The 21,388-nt window shown below is 73.4% G+C and carries 20 protein-coding genes; 9 read left to right on the forward strand and 11 right to left on the reverse strand.

Annotated features, from left to right (window positions below; all coding sequences use genetic code 11):
* Window positions 1-36 precede the first annotated feature (36 nt).
* Window positions 37-807 (reverse strand): alpha/beta fold hydrolase, encoded by a 771-nt coding sequence (locus tag A6A08_RS21135; protein WP_073704356.1) that lies wholly within the window; start codon window positions 805-807, stop codon window positions 37-39.
* Between the two features lie 57 nt (window positions 808-864).
* On the opposite strand from A6A08_RS21135, the gene A6A08_RS21140 reads away from it, so the two are divergent.
* The gene (locus A6A08_RS21140) at window positions 865-1,218 is read left to right on the forward strand and encodes a MerR family transcriptional regulator (RefSeq protein WP_073704406.1); all 354 of its coding nucleotides are present in this window, start codon (window positions 865-867) and stop codon (window positions 1,216-1,218) included.
* Window positions 1,219-1,272: 54 nt separating this feature from the next.
* On the opposite strand, the gene A6A08_RS21145 is transcribed toward A6A08_RS21140, so the two are convergent.
* From A6A08_RS21145 to A6A08_RS21160, 4 genes are all read right to left on the reverse strand, one after another.
* Window positions 1,273-2,241, reverse strand: a complete 969-nt coding sequence (locus tag A6A08_RS21145) for an arsenic resistance protein (RefSeq protein ID WP_073704357.1) — start codon at window positions 2,239-2,241, stop codon at window positions 1,273-1,275.
* Between the two features lie 317 nt (window positions 2,242-2,558).
* On the reverse strand, window positions 2,559-3,728 hold the full coding sequence (locus A6A08_RS21150) for a glycoside hydrolase family 1 protein (RefSeq protein ID WP_073704358.1): 1,170 nt from the start codon (window positions 3,726-3,728) through the stop codon (window positions 2,559-2,561).
* Between the two features lie 12 nt (window positions 3,729-3,740).
* Window positions 3,741-5,966, reverse strand: coding sequence for a glycoside hydrolase family 3 C-terminal domain-containing protein (locus A6A08_RS21155; RefSeq protein WP_073704359.1), 2,226 nt, complete (start codon window positions 5,964-5,966; stop codon window positions 3,741-3,743).
* A 10-nt stretch (window positions 5,967-5,976) separates the two neighbouring features.
* On the reverse strand, window positions 5,977-6,600 hold the full coding sequence (locus A6A08_RS21160; protein WP_073704407.1) for a TetR/AcrR family transcriptional regulator: 624 nt from the start codon (window positions 6,598-6,600) through the stop codon (window positions 5,977-5,979).
* A gap of 228 nt (window positions 6,601-6,828) precedes the next feature.
* Here A6A08_RS21160 and A6A08_RS21165 point away from each other — a divergent pair, with 228 nt between their 5' ends.
* The 5 genes from A6A08_RS21165 to A6A08_RS21185 all read left to right on the forward strand — a co-directional run bounded on the left by A6A08_RS21165 (window position 6,829) and on the right by A6A08_RS21185 (window position 13,660).
* On the forward strand, window positions 6,829-8,355 hold the full coding sequence (locus A6A08_RS21165) for an ABC transporter substrate-binding protein (protein WP_073704360.1): 1,527 nt from the start codon (window positions 6,829-6,831) through the stop codon (window positions 8,353-8,355).
* 56 nt (window positions 8,356-8,411) lie between these two features.
* Window positions 8,412-9,353 carry an ABC transporter permease gene (locus tag A6A08_RS21170; RefSeq protein WP_073704361.1) on the forward strand — a complete coding sequence of 314 codons (942 nt, stop codon included), beginning with the start codon at window positions 8,412-8,414 and terminating at the stop codon, window positions 9,351-9,353.
* Window positions 9,350-11,113, forward strand: a complete 1,764-nt coding sequence (locus tag A6A08_RS21175) for a dipeptide/oligopeptide/nickel ABC transporter permease/ATP-binding protein (protein ID WP_073704362.1) — start codon at window positions 9,350-9,352, stop codon at window positions 11,111-11,113. The genes A6A08_RS21170 and A6A08_RS21175 overlap by 4 nt, the downstream gene beginning before the upstream one ends.
* The gene (locus A6A08_RS21180) at window positions 11,110-12,027 is read left to right on the forward strand and encodes an ATP-binding cassette domain-containing protein (RefSeq protein ID WP_199867000.1); all 918 of its coding nucleotides are present in this window, start codon (window positions 11,110-11,112) and stop codon (window positions 12,025-12,027) included. Before A6A08_RS21175 ends, A6A08_RS21180 begins: the two co-directional genes overlap by 4 nt.
* A 283-nt stretch (window positions 12,028-12,310) precedes the next feature.
* Entirely contained in the window at window positions 12,311-13,660 is a 1,350-nt protein-coding gene (locus A6A08_RS21185; protein ID WP_242422756.1) for a family 20 glycosylhydrolase, read from the forward strand.
* A gap of 201 nt (window positions 13,661-13,861) precedes the next feature.
* Here the strand turns inward: A6A08_RS21185 and A6A08_RS21190 are convergent, their stop codons facing one another.
* Complete coding sequence (locus A6A08_RS21190) at window positions 13,862-14,686, reverse strand: NmrA family transcriptional regulator (RefSeq protein ID WP_143181816.1); 825 nt, start codon at window positions 14,684-14,686, stop codon at window positions 13,862-13,864.
* Window positions 14,687-14,777: 91 nt separating this feature from the next.
* On the opposite strand from A6A08_RS21190, the gene A6A08_RS21195 reads away from it, so the two are divergent.
* Window positions 14,778-15,734 (forward strand): AraC family transcriptional regulator, encoded by a 957-nt coding sequence (locus A6A08_RS21195; protein ID WP_073704364.1) that lies wholly within the window; start codon window positions 14,778-14,780, stop codon window positions 15,732-15,734.
* Window positions 15,735-15,816: 82 nt separating this feature from the next.
* Entirely contained in the window at window positions 15,817-16,617 is an 801-nt protein-coding gene (locus A6A08_RS21200) for a class I SAM-dependent methyltransferase (protein WP_073704410.1), read from the forward strand.
* A gap of 51 nt (window positions 16,618-16,668) precedes the next feature.
* On the opposite strand, the gene A6A08_RS21205 is transcribed toward A6A08_RS21200, so the two are convergent.
* The gene (locus A6A08_RS21205) at window positions 16,669-17,127 is read right to left on the reverse strand and encodes a GNAT family N-acetyltransferase (RefSeq protein WP_073704365.1); all 459 of its coding nucleotides are present in this window, start codon (window positions 17,125-17,127) and stop codon (window positions 16,669-16,671) included.
* A gap of 114 nt (window positions 17,128-17,241) precedes the next feature.
* Window positions 17,242-17,868 (reverse strand): HAD-IA family hydrolase, encoded by a 627-nt coding sequence (locus tag A6A08_RS21210; RefSeq protein WP_073704366.1) that lies wholly within the window; start codon window positions 17,866-17,868, stop codon window positions 17,242-17,244.
* A 119-nt stretch (window positions 17,869-17,987) separates the two neighbouring features.
* Between A6A08_RS21210 and A6A08_RS21215 the strand changes: the two genes are divergently transcribed.
* The gene (locus A6A08_RS21215) at window positions 17,988-18,224 is read left to right on the forward strand and encodes a hypothetical protein (protein WP_073704367.1); all 237 of its coding nucleotides are present in this window, start codon (window positions 17,988-17,990) and stop codon (window positions 18,222-18,224) included.
* A gap of 88 nt (window positions 18,225-18,312) precedes the next feature.
* Here A6A08_RS21215 and A6A08_RS21220 read toward each other — a convergent pair whose 3' ends face one another.
* The 3 genes from A6A08_RS21220 to A6A08_RS21230 form a co-directional block, all read right to left on the reverse strand.
* Window positions 18,313-19,149 carry a TIGR03619 family F420-dependent LLM class oxidoreductase gene (locus A6A08_RS21220; protein WP_073704368.1) on the reverse strand — a complete coding sequence of 279 codons (837 nt, stop codon included), beginning with the start codon at window positions 19,147-19,149 and terminating at the stop codon, window positions 18,313-18,315.
* Window positions 19,150-19,256: 107 nt separating this feature from the next.
* Window positions 19,257-20,219 carry an endonuclease/exonuclease/phosphatase family protein gene (locus A6A08_RS21225; RefSeq protein ID WP_242422757.1) on the reverse strand — a complete coding sequence of 321 codons (963 nt, stop codon included), beginning with the start codon at window positions 20,217-20,219 and terminating at the stop codon, window positions 19,257-19,259.
* 187 nt (window positions 20,220-20,406) lie between these two features.
* Entirely contained in the window at window positions 20,407-21,363 is a 957-nt protein-coding gene (locus A6A08_RS21230; protein WP_242422758.1) for a LysR family transcriptional regulator, read from the reverse strand.
* Window positions 21,364-21,388 lie beyond the last annotated feature (25 nt).

A 21,388-nucleotide genomic window follows, 5' to 3' on the forward strand; every position in this document is an offset into this window, starting at 1 on the left:
CGCTCCCGCCCGCCGGACGACGGGAGCGCCGCGGGGTCAGGGGTGGCGGTCGAGGAAGTCGCGGACGGTGGCTCGCCACTGCTCCGGTGCCTCGGCGGCGATCAGGTGTCCGGACTCGACCTCCACCAGTTCCGCGCCGGGGATGCCGGCGGCCAGCTCCCGGGAGAGCTCGGGCGAGGCGAGGCGGTCCAGGGTCGCGGCGACCACCAGTGCGGGCACGGTGATCCCGGAGAGCTCGGCGCGGGTGTCCACCGCCGCCACCAGGTCCACCTGCTCCGGGGAGCCCTCCGGGACGAAGGCGGCCAGGTCGGCCACCGCCCGCTCCAGTTCCGCGACCTCCATCGACTCCAGCGAGGGGGTGCCCTGGGCCACCAGCAGCAGGAAGCGGGCCAGCAGCTCACGGTCGCCCTCCAGCAGCTCCCGCCACACGCGTACCGCCAAGCGGATCCGGTTGTCCGGCCGGGCGAACCCGGCGGTGAGGACCAGCCCGGTGACCCGGTCCGGGTGACGGGACGCCGCGCGCACCGCCACCGCCGTCCCCAGCGAGTAGCCGAGGACGGTGAAGCGCTCGACCCCGGCGCCGACCGCCGTGGCCACCAGGGTGTCCGCCACCGTGTCCAGGTCCAGCGCCACGGTGCTGCGCGGGGTCGCGCCCGACCCGGGCAGGTCCGGGGCGACCACGGTGTGCGTGGAGGCCAGATCCTCCATGAGCGGCCCGAAGTTGGCCTCGGCACCGCCGCCCCCGCCGTGCGCGAGGAGGATGCCTGGGCCGGAGCCCTTGACTGTGTGGGAGAAGTGTTCGACCATGCGGCGACGGTAGGCGGTAACACCAGTGTGAAGGTCAACTGTGAGGTGGGGCACCCCATGCTGATCGGGGAGCTGTCGGAACGTACCGGAGTGAGCCGGCGCCTGCTGCGCTACTACGAGGAGCAGGGGCTGCTGGACTCCGCGCGCTCGGCCAACGGCTACCGGGTCTACACGCCCGAGGCGGTGCGCACGGTCCGCCACATCCGCGCCCTGCTGGACATGGGCCTGACCACCGGGGTGATCGCGTCGGTGCTGCCCTGCGTCCGCAACGGGGAGGAGGAGCCGCTCGACCTGGAGCTGTGCCCGAGCCTGGTCGGCACCATCCAACGGGAGCTCGCCGCGCTCGACTCCCGCATCGACGAGCTCCAGCGCCACCGGGGCGCCCTGTCCGAACAGCTCGCGGGCTGCTGACCCGGGCCCGGCCGCGGTCGGGGCCGGAACGCGCGGCACCGCGCGGGACGGGGGTCAGGACCGCGGGGAGGAGGCCCCGGGGCGCACCCGCACCAGCTGGCTGAGCAGCGCCAGCACCGGAAGCTCCAGCAGCGGTCCGGCCACCAGCGCCACCGCGACGAGCGGCCGGCCGGGGAAGGCGGCCACGGCGATGGCCAGGGCGACCGGCGAGTTGCGCGCCACCGTCGTCATCGTCAGCGTGACCCGCTGGTCGGCGGGCAGCCGCAGCAGCCGTGCGGCGAGCAGGGCCGCCAGCGGCGCGACCGTGAAGAACACCGCCAGGGACGGCAGCAGCGTCACCAGGTCGCCCAGGTGGGAGAGCACCGTGCGCGCCTGCCAGGCGAACATGGCCAGCACCGCCGTGTACAGCAGCGGCAGCACCGCGCCGGAGGCCCGTGGGACCAGGACCGCGTCGCGCCAGACCTCACCCCTCCACCGGCGGACCGCCTCCCGGAGGAGCACCGCCAGCACCAGCGGTACCACCAGAACCAGGAGCACGGCCTCTGCCAGGGTTCCGGCGCCCACCATCGCCGCCTCGCCGCCGAGCAGCAGCACGTACACCGGCAACAGCAGCAGCTGGAGTATCAGGTTCACCGGCAGCACCGCGGCCGCCGCACCCATGTGCCCCCGCGCCAGCCCGGTGAACACCAGGTACCAGTCCGTACACGGTGTGACCAGCAGCAACAGCAGGCCGATCCGCAGGTCGGGGGAGCCGCCCAGGAGCCCGGCGCCCAGGGCCCATGCCAGCAGTGGGGTGAACACGAAGTTGAGCGCGAGGCTGGCGGCGACCACCGTGCGCGCGGACCGGGCCCGGCGCACCTGGCCGGCGTCGACCTGCGCGAACACCGCCGTCAGCATCAGCACCAGGGCGGGGAGCACGAGGCGGCCGGCCGCCTCGCCGACCGGCCACAGCAGGCCGACGCCCAGTCCGGCGAGGGCGGCCAGCGCCACGAACACGCTCTGGAACTTCTCTGACGTGGACACGGGCGGCTTCCTGGGGCAGGGGCGTGGGACGACGCCTCCACGCTAGCGGGCCGACCGGAACCGTTGCTGGTGTGGACCGGGGGGTCCACGCCCGTTGATCTTGTACTTATAGCGAGTTTGGACGCCGAAACTCGCTGTAAGTACAAGATTGCGCTGGTCGAAGCCGAGCCGGCGGTGGCCGTCGCGGGCAGCGCGGTGCGGTCGAGGGGTGGGATCCCCCCGTTTCCCAGTCAACCGCGAGACGGGGGAGGGGCGCCAGAGCCGGTCCGCCCCTGTGGACGGCCCGGCCCCGGCTCCCCGCCGCGCCCGCGCCCCGGCTACTCCGGGAGGCGGCCGCTCCGCGCGAGGCCCCCGTACCAGCGCGCGCTCGGCTTCACCGTGCGTGCGAAGGTCCCGCGGTCCACCGCCGCCAGCCCGAACGTGGGAGCCCACGACCCCCACTCGTAGTTGTCCAGCAGCGACCAGTGCAGGTACCCGCGCACGTCCACCCCGTCGGCGACGGCGCGTCCGAGCCCGGCCAGGGCCTCCCTGGTGTAGGCGGTCCGTTCGCCGTCGTCGGCGGTCGCGATGCCGTTCTCGGTCACCAGCACCGGAACGCCGCCCGTCCGCTCGGCCGTGTGCCTGACCGCGCCCTCCAGGGCCTGCGGGTAGAACTCCCATCCGGTGAGGGTGCGGCGCGCCTCCGGAGCGGGGGCCACCGGCCCGTCCGGGCCGATCACCACCCGCGTGTAGGCCTGCACACCCACGAAGTCGTCGTTCCTCGCGGCGTCCAGGAACTGGTCCTCGCGCGTGTACGCCCACTCCTCGGCCAGCGCCTCGGCGCCGTCCAGGGCCTGGAAGTTCTGGTTCGCGACGGTCCACCCGCTGCGTGTGCCCGCCAGGCCGGACAGCTCCTCGCGAGCGGCCCGGTGAGCGGCCATGAGCGCCTCGGAGGTCTCCTGGTCCGGGGGCGGCATCGCCCCGGCCACGTTCTCCCTGCGCTCACCCCCGCGGCGCATGCTCGTGATCATCGCGAGCATGTTGGGCTCGTTGACCGTGCACACCCAAGGCACGCCGTCCAGGATCGCCCGCACCTGCCGCACGTACCGGCGGAACGGGGCGATCCCGTCCGGGCCGGTCCACCCGCCCCCGGCGCTGAACCACCGGGGGCACGTGAAGTGGTGCAGGGTGACCACGGGCGTCAGCCCCCGCTCGGCGCATCCCTCGATCATCCGCCGGTAGTGCGCCAGCGCCGCCGACGAGAACCGCCCCGGCTCCGGCTCGATCCGCGCCCACTCCACGCTGAACCGGTACGCGTTCAGCCCCAGGTCGCGGACGATGTCCATGTCCTCGCGCCAGCGGTGGTAGCTGTCGCATGCGTCGCCGCTGCGCTCGGGCAGGATCGACTCGGGCGCGTTCTCCAGCGCCCAGACGTCACTGCCGGTGTTGTTGCCCTCGACCTGGTGCGCGGCGGTGGCCGCGCCCCACAGGAAACCCTCGGCCAGCATCGGAAGTCCCCCTCAACCCGTGATCTCACCGCGGGCGATCGCGGCCTGGCGCCGGGCCTCCACGTCCTCGACCAGCAGGTCGATCATCTCGGCGGTCACGCCCAGGCCGAACGTGCCCAGGGTGGCCAGCGGCATGGAGTCGGCCATGCGCAGCAGGTCCTCGGGCACCTCGGAGAGTTCCGGCATGCCCGCGCTCAGCTCCGCCATCACCGGTCCGCCGACCGGGTGGTCACGCCACTCCCCGACGGTCGAACGCGCGGTCAGCGGCGGAACGAACCGGTCCCCGGGCGTGCTCACCTCGGCGGTGAGCCGGATGTCGCGGGAGGAGGCGCCCACGGCCACGGTGTAGGTCCCCCCGGCCAGAGACCACCGCCGGTGCTCGGGGTCCCACGTGGACAGGTCCCTTCCGGTCAGCGTCAGCTCGACCCGCTCGGCGCGCCCGGGCTCCAGGAACACCTTGGCGAAACCGCGCAGCTCGCGGCGCGGCCGGGTCGGGTAGTCCTGCTCCACGCCCGCGTAGAGCTGGGCGACCTCGGCGGCGGCCCGCCCACCGGTGTTGGTGACGGTGAAGGCCACCCGCCAGGAGTCCTCCCCGTCGGGGACCACCGCCAGGTCCGAGTACGCGAACTCCGTGTAGGTGAGCCCGTGCCCGAACGGGTAGGCGACCGGCCGCTCCAGGGTGTCGAAGTACCGGTAGCCGACGAACACGCCCTCCCCGTACACCGACCTCCCGTGCTCACCGGGGAAGGCCAGGTAGGAGGCGTGGTCGCTCAGCCGCAGCGGAACGGTCTCGGTGAGCCTGCCGGACGGGGACGCCGCCCCGGTCAGGACGTCGGCGACGGCGGCGCCGCCGGCCTGTCCGAGCAGCCACCCCTCCAGGACGGCGTCGGCGTCGTGCTCCCAGCCGGCCACCGACACCACGCCCCCGTTGGACAGCACGACCACCACGCGTTCGCTGACCTCCCGAACCCGGGCCAGCAGGGCGAGCTGGTCGGCGGGCAGGTCCAGGGTGGTGCGGTCGTAGCCCTCGGACTCGGCGGCCTCGGGCAGGCCCAGGAAGACCACGGCGGTGTCGGCGGCGGCCGCCACGGACACGGCCTCCTCCACCAGTGCCGGGTCGGCGGTGCCGTCGAGCCGGAACCCGGGCGCGAACGCCACCCCGCCGGGAACGGCCCCGGTGAGCGACTCCAGCGCGCTGTGCACCCGGGTCGGCACCACGTGGGAGGAACCGCCGCCCTGGTAGCGGGGGGTGCGGGCGAACTCGCCGATGACCGCGACCGGCCGGGCCGGGTCCAGGGGCAGCGCGCCGCCGTCGTTCTTCAGCAGGACGAGCGCCTCACGGGCGGCCTCGCGTGCCAGCGCGTCGTGCGCCTCGTGCTCCAGCGGCCGGGAGGTGTCGGCGGACACCCTCTCCTGCAGCCGCCCCAGCCGCTCCATGACCGTGTCCAGCACGGACTCGTCCAGCTCGCCCCGCTCGACGGCGTCGACGACCTCCTGGTCGGTGCCGCTGGGCGGCATCTCCAGGTCCAGCCCGGCGCGCACCGCCGCGACGCGGTCCACCACGGCGCCCCAATCGGAGACCACGACCCCATCGAACCCCCACTCGCCGCGCAGCAGCTCGGTGAGCAGCCACGGGTCCTGGCTGGTGTGCACGCCGTTGACCCGGTTGTAGGAGCACATCACCATCGACGGCCTCGTGGTGGTGATGACCTCCTCGAACGCCCTGAGGTAGATCTCGCGCAGGGTGCGGTCGTCCACCTCGGCGCTGACCCGCATCCGGTCGGTCTCCTGGTTGTTGGCGGCGAAGTGCTTGACGCACGCGCCGACCCCCTGGGACTGGACGCCCTCCACCAGCGCGGCGGCGATCCGCGCCGTGACGTGCGGGTCCTCGGAGACGTACTCGAAGTTGCGCCCGCACAGCGGCGACCGCTTGATGTTCATACCCGGGCCCAGGAGCACGTCCACGCCCATGGCGCCGGCCTCGGCGCCCAGCGCCTGGCCGACCCGGCGCACGAGGGCGGGGTTCCAGGTGGCGCCCAGGCCGACGGCGGGTGGGAAGCAGGTGGCGGGCCGGCTGTCGCCGATGCCCAGGTGGTCGCCCTCCTTCGGCTGCTGGCGCACGCCGTGCGGGCCGTCGGCCAGGTGCAGCGAGCGCAGGCCGGTGCCGACGGCGGTGGTGTGCCAGGTGTCGGATCCGGAGGTGGCGGAGGCCTTGGCGGCCAGGTCGGGGGTATTCATCTGTGGCCTTTCAGGATTGGTTGGTCGGTCCGGGGGACTCCGGTCCGGTCAACCCGAGGGTGTGGATGAAGGACACGATCGCCGCGCGCATGTCGACGGCGTCGGGGTCCAGGAGCCACTGGGTCTGGAGTCCGTCCATCAGCGCCAGGAACTGCTGGGCGGTCACGGCGGGGGAGGGGCCGGGGCGGTCGGAGAGCAGCACGGCGAACGCCTCGGTGAGCCGGTCGCGCAGGATGCGGTAGCGGCCCTGGAAATACGCGTGGGCGGGGTGTTCGGGGTCGGTGGCCTCGACGGAGAGCTTGGCGTAGAGCGCGACCAGGCCAGGGGTGCCGGTGTTGCGTTCGATGATCGCGACGAGGTTGTCGACCAGCTTTCGGGGGGCCACGTCCGGGCCCAGTACCAACGGGGCGCTGACCTCGTCCCTCCTGCTCAGGACGCGTAGGAGCATCGCCTCCTTGTTCGGGAAGTGGTGGAGCACCCCGGCGTGGGTGAGCCCCGCGTGGGCCGCGATGTCACGCAGGGAGACCGCGAGGTAGCCGGACTTGGCGAAGAGTTCGCTCGCGGAGTCGATGATGCGCCGCCGGGTGCGCTCTCCCTTGGTCATGCGCGGCTGGGCGCGCTCTGGCTCGGTCACGGGGGTGTTCTCCTCGCGGGGTTGTGCGTTGCGCACGGGCTTGTCGTCCTGAGGCTGTCGGCCGATCCGAGCGTAGGGCTCCGGCGGTCCTCCACTCGGCCTTCCGGCTCCCTGACCTGTTGGTGTACGGTGACCGACACAAAACCTACCATGTGGTTAGATTGTGATCCCCACCTCGTTCGAACTCCCGGAGCGGTCTCCGCCCGGGCCTCCCCCACGGAGTGAGCCATGCAGAGGAAAAGCCGTGTCAACGCAGGAGTCGCCGCCGCCGGAGCGGTCGCGCTCATGCTGACCGGATGCACCGGATCCGGGGACACCCCCGACTCCTCGACCCTGGCCATCGCGACCATGACCCTGCCCCAGAGCCTGGATCCGGCCGAGGCGATGGGCTCGGCCCTGCCCCACTTCCAGGCGGTCTACGACACGCTCGTCAAGCGCGAGCCCGACGGCGCCTACGCACCGATGCTCGCCACCGAGTGGTCCTACGACGACACCCTCACCGAGCTCAGCCTCACCCTGCGTGATGACGTCCTCTTCGACGACGGCAACCCCTTCGACGGGGCGGCGGTCAAGGCCAACCTGGAGCGCTTCCGCGACGCGGGCGGCGGCCAGGCCCAGACCATGGCGGACCTGGAGGAGGTCGAGGTCGTGGACGCCACCCACGTCGTCCTGCACCTGAAGCAGCCCAACCCCGCGATGCTCTACTACCTCAGCGACGCCGCTGGGCTCATGGCCAACCCCGCGTCCTTCGGTGACGACAGCCTCTCCACCGACCCCGCTGGCACCGGCCCCTACGAACTCGACGCCGACCGCACCGCCGTCGGCACCACCTGGGTCTACACCCGTACCGACGACTACTGGGGTGAGGACCTGCCCTACGACGAGGTCAGCATCAGCGTCTTCGACAACGAGACCGCCATCGTCAACGGCCTGCGCACCGGTCAGGTCAACGTCTCGCTGATCCAGACCGTCGACCAGCAGAAGGTGGCCGAGTCCGAACCGGACCTGGTCACCACCCCGCAGCTCATCGACTACCAGGGCCTCATCCTGTTCGACCGCGACGGCGCCATGGTGCCCGCGCTCGGCGAGCCCGAGGTGCGCCAGGCGATCAACCACGCCATCGACCGCGAGACCATGCTCGAACAGCTCCGGGGCGGCCAGGGGGAGATCACCGACCAGATCTTCGGCACCGAGTCGGAGGCCTACGACCCCGAGCTGGACACCTACTACGAGTACGACCCCGAACGCGCCCGCGAGCTCCTCGCCGAGGCGGGGTACCCCGACGGCTTCGAGATGAACCTGCCCCGCATGCAGGCGATCTCCTCCGACGCCATGGCCACCAGCATCAGGAGTGACCTGGAGGACGTCGGTATCGAGCTGACCTGGGACACCCTCGACCAGGCCAACGCGCTGTCCAGCATCTTCACCGACCGCGCCTACCCCGGCATGGTCATGAACAACGCCCAGCCCGCCGAGGAGTGGGTGACCATCGTCGAACTCGTCCTGCCCGGGACGTTCAACCTCCTCGGCACCACCGACGACACCGTCGAGGAGACCGTGGCGGAGATTCGCACCTCGCCCGAGGGCGAGGGCGTCGAGGCCGCCCAGAGGCTCAACCGGCACCTGGTCGAGGAGGCCTGGTTCGTGCCCTTCTACCGGATGAGGTACCTGCACGCCTCCGACGGCACCGTGGACATCCAGCCCCAGTCGGGCATGGCCGTCCCCTCCCTGTACAACTACACCCCCGCAGAGTGACCCCCGCCCCGGCGGACCCCGTGTCCGCCGGGGCGGCGGGGCGCCATGGAGCCGCCATGACCTCCTTCATCCTCAGACGGGCAGCCTCGGGGCTCCTGCTCCTCCTCGTCATCTCCGCCCTGTCCTACGTCCTGCTGTCGATCCCCAACGCCGACGTGGGACGCCAACTGCTCGGCCCCCACGCCGCCCAGGAACTGGTGGACGCACGCAACAGCGCCCTGGGCCTGGACCAGCCGGTGGCCGTGCGCTACCTCGACTGGCTGTCCTCCGCGCTGCGGGGCGACCTCGGCACGTCCTGGTTCACCAACGCGGACGTCGCACAGGCGATGGGCAACCGGCTTCCGGTCACGCTCAGCCTGATGGTCGGCGTCACGGTCGTCACCGCCGTGGCCTCCTTCGTCCTGGGAGCGTGGGCCGGTGTGCGGCGCGGCGCCGTCGACCGCGCCGTACAGGTCATCGGCGTGGTCGGCTACGCCCTGCCGGGCTTCCTGGTCATGCTGGTGATCGTGCTGGTCTTCGGGGTCCAGCTGCGCTGGTTCCCGGCCATCGGCTACGTACCGCTGTCCGAGTCCTTCAGCGGCTGGCTTTCCACGGTCACCCTGCCGATCCTGTCCCTGTCGGTCGCCGCGATCGCCGGTGTCTCCCAGCAGGTGCGCAGCTCGATCATCGAGGTGATGGGTCGCGACTACGTGCGCACCCTGCGCGCCCGGGGCCTGCCCGCCTCACGTGTGGTGTTCCGGCACGTGCTGCGCAACGCCGCCACCCCCGCGCTCACCGTGCTCGGTATGCAGTTCGTCGGCCTGCTCGGCGGAGCCGTCCTGGTGGAGCAGATCTTCGGCCTGCCCGGCATCGGGGCGATGACCGTCCAGTACACGACCCGAGGCGACGTCCCGGTGATCATGGGCCTGGTGATGATGACGGTGGTCGTGGTCATCGTGATCAACCTGTTCGTGGACATCCTCGTCGGCTGGCTCAACCCGAAAGCGAGGACCTCATGAGCGCACCCGTCGCCGCGTCGACCGCCCCGCGAAGGTCGGGCACGGCACGCCGCTTCCTCACCAACCCGCAGGCCATGCTGTCCCTCCTGGTGCTCATGGTGATCGCGGGACTCGTGGTTTTCGCGCCCCTGATCACCCAGCACAGTCCCACCACCGCGGAGCTGAGGAACGCCTTCGGCCCGCCCGGAGGCGGCCACCTGCTCGGCTTCGACTCCGCCGGCCGCGACGTGTGGGCACGGCTGCTGTACGGAGGTCGCAACACCCTGGGCGGGGCGGCGCTCGCCGTCGCCGTCGCCCTGGTGATCGGCGTCCCCAGCGGCCTGGCCGCCGGATACCACGGGGGCTGGTTCGACTCCCTGGCCAGCTGGTGGGTCAACATGATCATGGCGCTGCCCGCCATGGTCGTCCTGCTTGCCTCCCGCGCGGTCCTGGGCCCCACCGTGTGGGTGCTGATGGTGGTGCTGGGAGTCCTCGTGGCACCGAGCTTCTTCCGCCTGGTCAGGGGAACCGTCGCCGGAATGCGCGGCGAACTGTACGTGGACGCCGCCCGCGTCTTCGGGCTGCGCGACTCGCGGATCATCGCCCGCCACGTCCTGGCGGTGGTGCGCGCCCCGATCATCATCCAGGTCGCCCTGGTCGCGGGCATGGCCATCGGGTTGCAGGCCGGGCTGGAGTTCCTCGGCATCGGCAGCGGCTCCCTGCCCACGTGGGGCGCCATGCTCAACGAGGCGTTCACCAACATCCACCGTGAGCCCCTGCTCATGCTGTGGCCGGGCCTGGCGCTGGGAGTGACCAGCGCCGCGCTGGTCCTCCTGGCCAGTGCGCTGCGCGACGTGCTGGAGGACCGCGGGACCGCCCCCGCGACCGGGCGGCGCGCCCGCCGCGCGGCGGCCGTCCCGCCCACCGAGCGGGACGGCGTGGGTGAGCGCGCCGATCTTCTGTCGGTCCGCGACCTGGCGGTCGCCTACACACTGGCCGACGGCACGTCCACGGAGGTCGTACACGGCGTGGACCTGGACGTGCGCCGGGGCGAGGTCCTGGGGCTGGTCGGGCAGTCCGGTTCCGGCAAGACCCAGACCGCGTTCTCCGTGCTCGGCCTGCTCCCGGAGGGCGGGCGGGTCTCGCGCGGCAGCGTGCTCCTGGACGGCACCGAGGTCGTCGGAGCGGCGGAGCGGACCCTGCGAGGACTGCGCGGCGACACGGTCGCCTACGTCCCCCAGGAACCCATGAGCAACCTGGATCCCGCCTTCACCGTGGGGGACCACCTGACCGAGCCCCTGAGGACCAAGCTCGGGCTGTCCCGCGCCCAGGCCCGCGAACGGGCCCTGGACCTGCTCCAGCAGGTGGAGATCCCCGACCCCGCACGCGTCATGGCGAGTTACCCCCACCAGATCTCCGGGGGGATGGCCCAGCGGGTGCTCATCGCGGGCGCGGTCTCCTGCGACCCCGACCTGCTCATCGCCGACGAGCCCACCACCGCGCTGGACGTCACCGTGCAGGCCGAGGTCCTGGCACTGCTGCGCAGACTCCAGGCCGAACGGGGCATGGGCGTGCTGCTCGTGACCCACAACCTGGGCGTGGTCGCCGACCTGTGCGACCGGGTGGCGGTCATGCGGGAGGGCGGGATCGTGGAGGTCGGCGCCACCGCCGACCTTCTCACCAGCCCCCGCGATCCCTACACGCGCGAACTCCTCGACGCGGTACTCGACGACGCCCCGGCCCGCGCGCCGTGGCGGCCCCGGGAGGTGGGCACACGATGACCGGTACGAGCCAGGGCGAACAGCTCCCGACGGTGTTCCCGCCGGACGGAACCGGGACGGCGGAGGAACGCGTGAGGGCCCGGGACGCGCTGCTCGACGTCAGGGACCTGCGGGTGTCCTTCCCCGGACGGGGATGGCGGGCACCCCGCGTGGAGGTCCTCGACGGGGTCTCGCTGCGGATCCGACCGGGTGAGACCCTGGGGCTGGTGGGCGAGTCGGGTTCGGGCAAGTCCACCATCGGCCGCGCCATCCTCGGGCTCGCCCCGGTGGCCGGGGGCACGATCACCTTCGACGGCGAACGCGTCGACAACGCGTCCCGGCGCAGGAGGCGCGCGCTGAGCAGGGACGTCCAGGTGGTGTTCCAGGACCCCTACACCTCACTCAACCCCTCCCTTCTCATCGGCGACACCCTCGCCGAGCCGCTTCTGGCCCAGGGCGTGTCCGCCCGCGAGGCCCGGGGGACGGTCGCCGACCTGCTCGACCGCGTGGCGCTGCCCCGCGACACCGTGCACCGGCTGCCCCGGGAGTTCTCCGGAGGGCAGCGCCAACGCGTGGCGATCGCCCGTGCGCTGGCGGTCTCGCCCCGCCTGATCGTGTGCGACGAACCCGTGTCCGCCCTGGACCTGACCACCCAGCGCACGGTCATGGACCTGCTGACGGACATCCAGGAGCGGACGGGGGTGGCCTACCTGTTCGTGTCGCACGACCTGTCGGTGGTGCGGGCGGTGAGCCACCGCGTGGCGGTGATCCACCGCGGCGCGATCGTGGAGTCCGGTGAGGCCGACATGATCACCCGTCGACCCGGACACCCCTACACCCGGCGGTTGCTGCTGTCGGCCCCGGTTGCGGACCCGGACCGACAGCGTGAGCGCCGCGCCGAGTACGAGAGGCGGTTCCATGCCGGCGCGTCCTGAACCCCTGCCCACCGACGGGGACACCGGGGGCGGGTCCGCCCCGGTGAACGGACTCGTCCCGACTCCGGTCGTCCATCCCGGCGGACCGTCGGTGCAGGTGGGCCGGGGCGGACGGCTGTCCCTGGCCGGGGCCGAACCGGCGGCACACGAATGGTTCGCCTGGGCGGCGCAGACCCTTCACGGCCTACGGGTGGAGCCGGTTCGCGCCGGAGCCGACGTCAGCGTCCGTGTGGACGGTGATCGGTGGAGACCGGGCGGAGACGGTGCCTCGGAGGAGGCGTGCGTGGGGCCTGTGACGGGAGTGGATCCCCGTCCCGTTCCGGGAGCGGACGAACGCCACCGGATCGGGATCGAAGAGGGACGGGTCGCGGTCAGCGGTGCGAGCGGAGAGGCGGCCTTCCGCGCGCTGACCAGCCTGGTCCAGCTCCTGCGGGTGGACGCGCGGGGCGACGTGTGGGCTCCCTCCGGGGTCCTGGAGGACGGTCCCCGATACGCCTGGCGGGGACTGTCCCTGGACGTGGTCCGCCACTTCCTCACCGCCGCCGAGGTCACCAGGGTCATCGACCTCCTGGCCCTGCACAAGTTCAACGTCCTGCACCTGCACCTCACCGACAGCGAGGGATGGCGGCTGGAGTCGCGGCGCCGGCCGCGGCTCACCCGCACGGGCCCGGACGGCGAGCGGGAGTACTACACTCGGGAGGAGTTCGCCGACCTGGTGGAGTACGCGGCCCTGCGGCACGTCACCGTCGTCCCCGAGGTCGACCTGCCCGGCCACACCGGCGCCGCCTTCGACGCCTACCCCGAGCTCCACGGCCACGTGCGGCCCCCGCACCCCCGGGTGCGGTTCCTGCGTCCGGACGTGGAGGAGGCGCGGACCTTCGCGCGGGACGTCGTCGAGGAGTTCGCCGAGCTCACACCGGGGCCGTTCCTGCACCTCGGCGGTGACGAGCCCTTCGGGATGGACCACGGCGACTACGTGGAGTTCGTCCGCCACACCCACCGGTACGTGCGCGAGGCGGGCAAACGGGTGGTCGGCTGGCAGGAGGCCGCCCGCGCCGGGGTGCTGAACGGCGAGGACGTCCTCCAGTACTGGATCGGTGCTCCGGACGAGTTCGACCCCGAGGCCCTCAAGACGGCGGTGCCGGAGGAGTTCCACCCCCTGGTGGACCAGGCCGCGGAGACCTTCCGGATCTCACCCGGCGACGTCCCGGCGGCGGCGGGATCGGGGGTGCCGGTGCTGCTCTCCCCGAACTCGCTGGTCTACCTGGACCGCCCCTACGCCGACGCCGCCGAGCCCGATCAGGAGGCCGACCGCCTCAGACTCGGACTGCCCTCCTACGAGCCGGTGACGGTCGCCGGGGCCTTCGACTGGGACCCTGGCGAGACCGCCCGGTCGCTGGCCCCGGGCGTCATCGTCGCCGGGGTGGAGGCGGCGGTGTGGGGTGAGACCCTGACCGGGTTCGACGACCTCGCGTTCCTGTTGCTGCCACGGCTGGCGGGGGTGTCCGAGAAGGCGTGGTCACACGACCCCGCCACCTGGGAGGAGCACGCCGCGCTCCTGGACGGGTACGGCCGGTTCTGGACCGCACTGGGGTTCGGGGCGCATTTCCGGGCGGCGGGAGCACCACGGTAGTCGTGGAGACGCCGGTGACACGCGGAGGTCGTGGACTGGGGCGGGCAGCATGGTGCGGTCGTGGGGTGGGGCCCCGTTTTCCAGTCAACCGCGGAACGGGCCGGGGACGCCAGGGCCGGTTCGTCCCTGTGGACAACCCCGCCCCGGTGCCCCGGCCCCGCCGGAGGGCTCCGCCCGGTCAAGCCCCGGGCACCGCCGTGGTCACCGGTCCCAGGCCCCGGCGGCCCCGGCCCGGCGGACGTACTCGTCGAAGCCGGCGGCCGGACGGCCCAGCGCCCGCTCCACGCCGTCGGCGGGCTCGGCGTTGCGGCCGTCCAGGATCTCCACGAGCAGGTCGGCCAGCCCCCGGGCCTCCTCCTCCGCGACCCCGGCCGCGACCGCCCCGGCGACGAAGTCCTCCGACGACACCTCCCGGTACACGACCGTGCGCCCGGACGCCTCGCCGAGCAGGCGAGCGGCCTCGGCGAACGCGACCGCCTTCGGGCCGGTCAGCTCGTACAGCTCCCCGGCGTGCCCGTCCTCCGTCAGCACCCGGGCCGCGACCTCGGCGACGTCGTCCAGGTCGATGAAGGGCTCGGGCATGTCCGGGGCGGGCAGGGCCACGGTGCCGTCCAGGACCGGCCCGCGCAGGAAGCTCTCGGAGAAGTCCTGCGCGAACACCGCGCAGCGCAGCACGGCCAGGTCCGGGAACTCCGCGCGCACGGCCCGCTCCGCGCGCTCGGACCCCGCTTCACCGCGCCCGGACAGCAGCGCCATCCGCCGGACGCCGTGCCGGGCGGCGCGGGCGGCGAACGCGGCGACGGTCGCGCCGGCCCCGGGGAAGCCCAGGTCGGGGTGGTAGCACAGGTAGACGGAGGTGATCCCCTCCAGGACGGGGTCCCAGGTGGCACGGTCGTGCCAGTCGAAGCGGGGGCTGCCGGACCGGGAGCCCACCCGGGCCCCGACGCCGCGCTCACGGAGCAGGCGGGTGACGCGGCGGCCGGTCATGCCGGTGCCGCCGGTGACGAGGACGTGTTCTGTGGTCATGCCCCCAGTCCACCAACCCGGGTTCGGACGGAACATAGTCCAGGATCTGGTCTCCATAAGAGAACGTCCGACACTGGTTAGGGTGGGGGACATGGACCCCCTCGTACACCTCCTGGACGGGCCCCGCGCACGCGGAGCCTTCACCCTGCACACGGTCATGAGCCCGCCCTGGGGCATCGACAGCCGCGACGAGTCCGCCCTCACGCTGATCGTGGTCGTCTCCGGCGGCGCATGGGTGGGCACCTCCCGCGGCGGGGTCGACGCCGGGCCCGGAGACCTGGTGCTCGTCCGCGGCCCGGAACCCTACGTGATCGCCGACAGCAGGGAACGCGAACCCACCATCACCGTCTTTCCCGGGCAGCGGTGCGTGGCCCACGACGGCGAGGAGGTCCACGTGACCATGAGCCACGGGGTGGGGACCTGGGGAAACGATCCCGACGGCACCGACACCATGGTGGTGGGCGCCTACCAGGACGACAGCGAGGTCGGCCGCCTGGCCCTCTCGGCGCTGCCTCCGCTGGCGGTGCTGCCCGGCGGGCGGGTCGACCCGGCGCTGGTGGCGCTGCTGGCCGACGAGATCACCGCCGGCCACGTCGCCCAGATCAGCCTCAACGACCGGCTCCTGGACTGCCTGCTGGTGATGGCGGTGCGCGCCTGGCTGGAGGACAACCCCGACAGCGCCCCCAACTGGCTGAGCGCCCAGCACGACCCCGTCGTCGCGCGGGCGCTGGAGCTGTTGCACGAACGCCTCGCCGAGCCCTGGACCCTGGAGGCGCTGGCCCGCGAGTGCGCGGTCTCCCGGGCCACCCTGGCCGCGCGCTTCCAGAGGGCCGTGGGCACCCCGCCGATGACCTACCTGCGCACCTGGCGGCTCACGGTGGCCTGCGACCTGCTCACCGCCCGCCCGGAGCTGGGCCTGGAGGCCGTGGCCGCGCGGGTGGGTTACGGGAGCGCGTTCGCCTTCAGCTCCGCGTTCAAGAACCGCATGGGGACGAGCCCGTCCGCCTACCGCGCCGGAGGCGGGAAGCGCGTGCCGCAGGGGGCGTAGCGTGCACCGGTTTCCGGAAGGGCCCGGGACCGGACCCGGTAGGTTCGTGTCCGAGGGCGGACCCGACGGGAACGAGGACCCCATGAGCACGAGCGACGGGACGGACGACAGGACCCAGATGTTCGACCGGCTCAGCGACCACTACCGCCGCTTCCGCCCCGGGTACCCCGACTCCGTCCTCGACCGGCTTCGCGCACACGTCCTCGACGGCGCCCGTGGGTCCTGGCCCTACCCCTGGCTCCTGCTCGACGTCGGCTCCGGTACCGGCATCTCCACACGGAGCCTGCGCCACGGCTTCGGCCCGGGGCCCCGCGTGGTCGGTGTCGAACCCGGCCACGCGATGCGCGGCGCCGCCGGGGGCGGCGAGGACGTCGAGTACGTGGACGGCCGTGCCGAGGAGGTCCCCTTCCCCGACGCGTCCGCGGTCCTCGTGCTCGCCGCGCAGGCCGTCCACTGGTTCGACCGGCCCGCCTTCTACGCCGAGGCCGCCCGCCTGCTCGTGCCCGGGGGCACCGTCGCCGTGCTCGACAACGACCGCGACTGGACCGCCAGCGCGTTCGTCGACGCCTACGAGGCCCTGATGGAGGAGCACGGCGACGACTACCGGCGCGACTACCGGGCCTTCGACACCGCGGGGGAGATGGAGGCCCAGGACGGACTCGCCGACGCCGTGGAGTTCACCGCCGCCTGGACGCGGGAACTCGATCCCGACGGGCTCGTCGGCACCGCGCTGTCCTCCAGCAGGATGGCCGCCGTGGTCCGCAACATCGGCGAGGAGCGCGTCCGTGCCGCCGTCACAGCGCTCGCCGCCGAGCACTTCCCCGACGGGAACGTGCGCATCCCCTACCTCACCCGGCTCCGCCTCGCCCGCCGGGTGCCGTAGCGGGGGGCGGCGTCCTTCCCATGACCGGGAGGCCCCGTATGACCCCGGGGCTCAGCCGAGCCCCTTCTTGAAGCCGACGTGGGAGGCTGTGTAGCCCAGCCGCCCGTAGAAGCGGTGCGCGTCCCCGCGGGAGGCGTCCGAGGTCAGCTGGAGTATGGCCGCGCCGCGGCGCCGCGCCTCCTCCTCGGCCCAGAGCAGCAGGCCGGTGCCCAGGCCGCCGCCGCGCTCGTCCGCGTGCACCCGCACCGCCTCCACCTGGGCGCGGGTGGCCCCCCGGCGGGACAGTCCCGGGATGAACGTGAGCTGGAGGGTCCCCACCACCCGGCCGCCGCGCCGGGCCACCGCCAGGAACTGGTGCGGGTCGGCGTCGATGTCCTCGAAGGCCGACAGGTAGGGCTTCGGATCGTCCGGGCTCTCACGCCGGGCGCCCAGGACGTCGTCGGCGAGCATGGCGACGATCGCCGCCACGTCCTCGGTCCGGGCACGGTCGATGGTGACGCCGTCGTCCATGGGTGCTCCTCGTGGTGGGTGCGGGTCGGCACCGGCATGGTGCCGTGGCGGGAACGATCGGGCCGAACCGGGTCCCGGTGAGGGGCCGGCCGGCAGCAGGGCCCGGCCGGTGCCTCAGAGCAGCAGTTCGGCCGCGGCTTCGAGGTCCTCCACCACGGTGCTCGCGTGCGCGAGGTCATCCGGTCCGGTCGTGGACGCCACGGCTATCACGGGCATCCCCGCGTCCAGCCCGGCACGGACGCCGCTGGCGGCGTCCTCCACCACCACGCACCGGCCGGGCTCGGCCCCCATGCGCTCGGCCCCCAGCAGGTAGGGACCCGGGTGGGGTTTGCCCTCGGCCACGTCGTCGGCGGTCACCAGTACGCGGGGGAGGGGCAGCCCGGCGGCCTCGATGCGGGAGTGCGCGATCCGGTCGCCCCCGGAGGTGACGATCGCCCAGGGGCGTTCGCGGCCGTCCAGTTCGGCGAGGAGTTCGCGTGCGCCGGGGACGGCCCGCACGCCGTCCCCGGCGGCGGCCTCGTGGGCCTCGATCCGCGGCGCCTCGTCGGCCGGGTCCAGGTGCGGGGCCAGGAGGCGCACCAGGTCGGCGTCGGTCCGCCCGTGGTGGTGCGCGAGCACGGCGTCGACGTCCAGGCCGCGCTCCACCGCCCACGCGGTCAGCCCCGAGCGGATGCTCTCGGCGGAGTCCACCAGCACACCGTCCAGGTCGAACAGCACCGTCATCTCGTCGTACACGCCCACGTGGTGTCTCCGTCCCAGTCGTCGTCCGGATGCTCCAGGATGCCATCGGCGCTCCCCGGAAGGCCCGGCGGAACGGCCGGTCCCCGGGCCCGCGGCCGTATGTCAATTACAGTTGACCCATGGACGCCGAAAAGCTGACCGCCCTCGCCCGCGCCACCGAGGCCGACGATCCGCTGGTGGGCCTGGACGCCGCCCTCCAGCTCCGCCGGGAGATGGAGCGGGTCGAGGCCGTCCTCGTCCGCCGCGCCCGCAACCAGGGCTCCACCTGGACCGAGATCGCCGAGGTCCTCGGCGTGTCCAAGCAGGCCATCCACAAGAAGTACGGCGGCCGGGGCCTTCTCGGCTCGCAGAAGTGACGCCTGGGGCGCCGAGCCCCGCACCCGGTCCGGTGGGACGCGCCCCGAGGGGCGCCCGGCCGGGCCCGCCTCAGCGCAGGCCCGCCGGTCAGTGCAGGGCCGCCGCGAACCGCTCCATGCGCTCGCCGAAGCCCTCGACGCCGCCGAACCACACCGCCACCGAGTCCGCCCCGGCCGCGGCCAGCCCGCGGAACAGCCCCACGGCGCGGTCGAACTCCTCCTCGCCCCCGGACCAGGCGATCCTGGTGCCCGCCCGCACGGGCCGGCGGGTGAGTTCACGCAGCCGGTTGCGGGCCGCCACGAACCCCTCCGTGTCCAGCCCCACGCCCTGCCATGCGTCGGCCCACTCCGCGGCCCGCCGCAGCGCCCGGTCCGACGTGCCGCCCACCATCACCGGTACACGCCCGGCCGGAAGCGGCTCGAACACCCCGCTCCCGTAGGAGTGGAAGCGTCCCTCGAAGGCACCCCCTCCCCCGAACAGGTGGCGCAGCAGCCGCAGCGCCTCGTCCGTCCGGGCGCCGCGCGTGGTGAAGTCCGACCCCAGCGCGGAGAACTCCTCCCGCGACCAGCCGGTCCCCACGCCCAGGACGAACCGGCCCTCCGACAGGGCGTCCAGGGTCGCCACCTGCTTCGCGAGGAGGAGGGGGTCGCGCAGCGGCACCACCAGCACCGACGTGCCCAGGCGTATCCGCTCGGTGCGGGCAGCCAGGTGAGCCAGGGTCACCAGCGGCTCGTACACGCCGCCGAAGGTCCTCCCGTACGGCGCGGGCGGCAGCAGGTGGTCCGGCAGCCACACCGCGTCCACGCCCAGCTCCTCGGCGCGTGTCCCCAGCTCGACGAGGGTCCTCGGGGGCATCTCCGGCGACTCGTCGGGCAGGACCACCTGCAGGCGGGTTCCCGTCATCGGTTCGGTCAGCTCGCTCATGGGCCGACGTTAGACCGTGCCACCGGTGTGAGGGTCAAAGCCCGGGAGCCCGTGTCCCCGTACCGACGGCGCGCGTGCCTCCCGTGCCGCTTCCGCTCCCCGGCGGATCACCTCGGCTCTCCGGGCAGGGTCACCTCGACGAACACCGCGCGGTGGTCGGTGCCCGGCACCTCCAGGACCTCCAGCCGGTCGACGCCCATCTCGGGGTCCACCAGCACGTGGTCGATGGCCAGACCCGGCACGAGGCGGCCCGAGGGCCACGTCGGCTCCAGCCCCCGGCCCAGGACCTCCGCGGCGTCGAGGTATCCCGAGTTCAGGACGGCGCGCATCCTCGCGTGGTCCAGCGTGGCGTTGAAGTCCCCCGCCAGCACGCGCATCGCGCCCGGCTCCGCGTCCTCGGCCAGGGCGCCCAGTTCCCCGCTCCAGGCCGCGGTGAGGGAGGGCGTCAGCGGCGGTGGGACGTGCACGGACGTCACCTCGACGACGTCCCTGTCCCCGTCCCCGTCCTCCGGCAGCCTCACGGCGGAGGTCGGCATGGTGAAGGAGCCCCCGCCCGCCGCCGCGTCGCCGAGGTCGGTGAGCGGGAAGGCCGAGTGGATGGTGCTCCCGTGTACGCCGCGGGGATCGGAGTGGTCGTCCACGTGGGGCAGGAGTTCGTCCAGTCCCGCCGCGGACAGGTCCCGCACCAGGCCCGGGGTGATCTCCTGGAGGGTGAGCACGTCCACCCCGCGGTCGCGCACCAGCGCCACCACCTCCGCGGTACCGGCCCCGCCGCCGAGCATGTTCAGGGTCATGACCCGAACGGCCGTGCCGCCCGCCGAGGTGACCCCGAACGGCACCGCGCGCGGCACGACCAGGGCGGACAGCACCGCCACCACCGCAATCAGCGCCCCCATGGACACCCACCGCCGCAGCAGGCCCGCCCCAGCTGCCGCCGGCACGGCGAGGCACAGCAGGTAGGGGGTGAAGGACAGCGCCGGCACGAGGGGCCAGCCCCGTTCCAGGCCCGACAGCCGGATCAGCGCGAACACCGTGAACCCGGTCGCGACCAGGGCCGTCAGGGCGGTCACCAGAGGTGAACGCCCCCGGGGCCGCTCCGCGCCGGCCCCGGTCACGGATCCCCGCGGCACTCGTTCGGTTCGTCTCATGGGCTGGACTTCCTCGCATCCCGGGCGGACACCCGCCGCCCGTGAGTGGGACACGACCGCGGGTCCCGCGGTTCGCGCACGGCCGCCCCCCATTCCACGGCGGCGGCCCTCACCAGCCGCGGGCGGCCGACACCAGGTGCTGGTGCACCATGTCCAGGTGCGCGCTGTCCGACACACCCGGGCGCCGCACCAGGTACAGGGTGTTGACCGGCGGTTCCTCCGGCTCCAGCAGTGCCACCAGCCGCCCTCGGTCCAGCGCCTCCTGGCACAGGTAGCGCGGCAGCACCGTGACCCCCGCCCCGTTCTCGGCGGCCGCCATCATCCCGCGCAGGTCGGGCACGGTGACCGCGGGCCCGCACGTCAGCCGCACCCCGAACACGTGCCGCCAGTAGCGGCGCAGGATCGGCAGGTCGTCGCCGTAGGCCACCAGCGGGGCCTCGCACAGCGAGGACGCGCCCTGCCGGGCGAGCCGGTCGCGGCGGATCCGGTCCGCCCACGCGGGCGACGCCACCAGCACGAACTCCTGGTCCGCCAGGGGGTCGGCCACCAGCGAGCGCCCGCGCGGACACAGCGGGGACAGCACCAGGTCGTGCCTGCCCCCGCGCAGTTCCTCCAGCAGGTCGTCGACCGGTCCGGTGCGCACCCTCAGCCGTACGCCCTCCTCCACCAGCGGGGCGAGCGCAGGCAGCACCAGTCCGTGCAGCACCTCGGCGGGGCCCGCCACGCGCAGGGGCGCGGGCGGAGCGGACGCGTCGCCGCCGCCCGGACCGGCCACCACCTCCAGGGCGTCCAGGGGCTCGGCCACCCGGGCCGCCAGCTCGTTGGCCTCCGCGGTCGGCGCCACCCCGCGGGGCAGCCGCTCGAAGAGCGTGTGTCCCAGGCGCTGTTCCAGGGAACGGATCTGGGTGGTGACCGTCGGCTGCGACAGCCGCAGCAGCTGGGCGGCGGCGGTGAAGGACCCGGACCGGTGCACGGCCAGGAAGGTCCTCAGCTGCTGGAGATCGAGCGGTCCGGCGGACCGGGGGGCGGCCGCCGTGCCCGAACCATTGACATTCCTATAGCTCACTTCGCCGATTTTATTGGTGGGCGAA

The organism is Nocardiopsis sp. TSRI0078, from assembly GCF_001905145.1.
GTDB lineage: Bacteria > Actinomycetota > Actinomycetes > Streptosporangiales > Streptosporangiaceae > Nocardiopsis.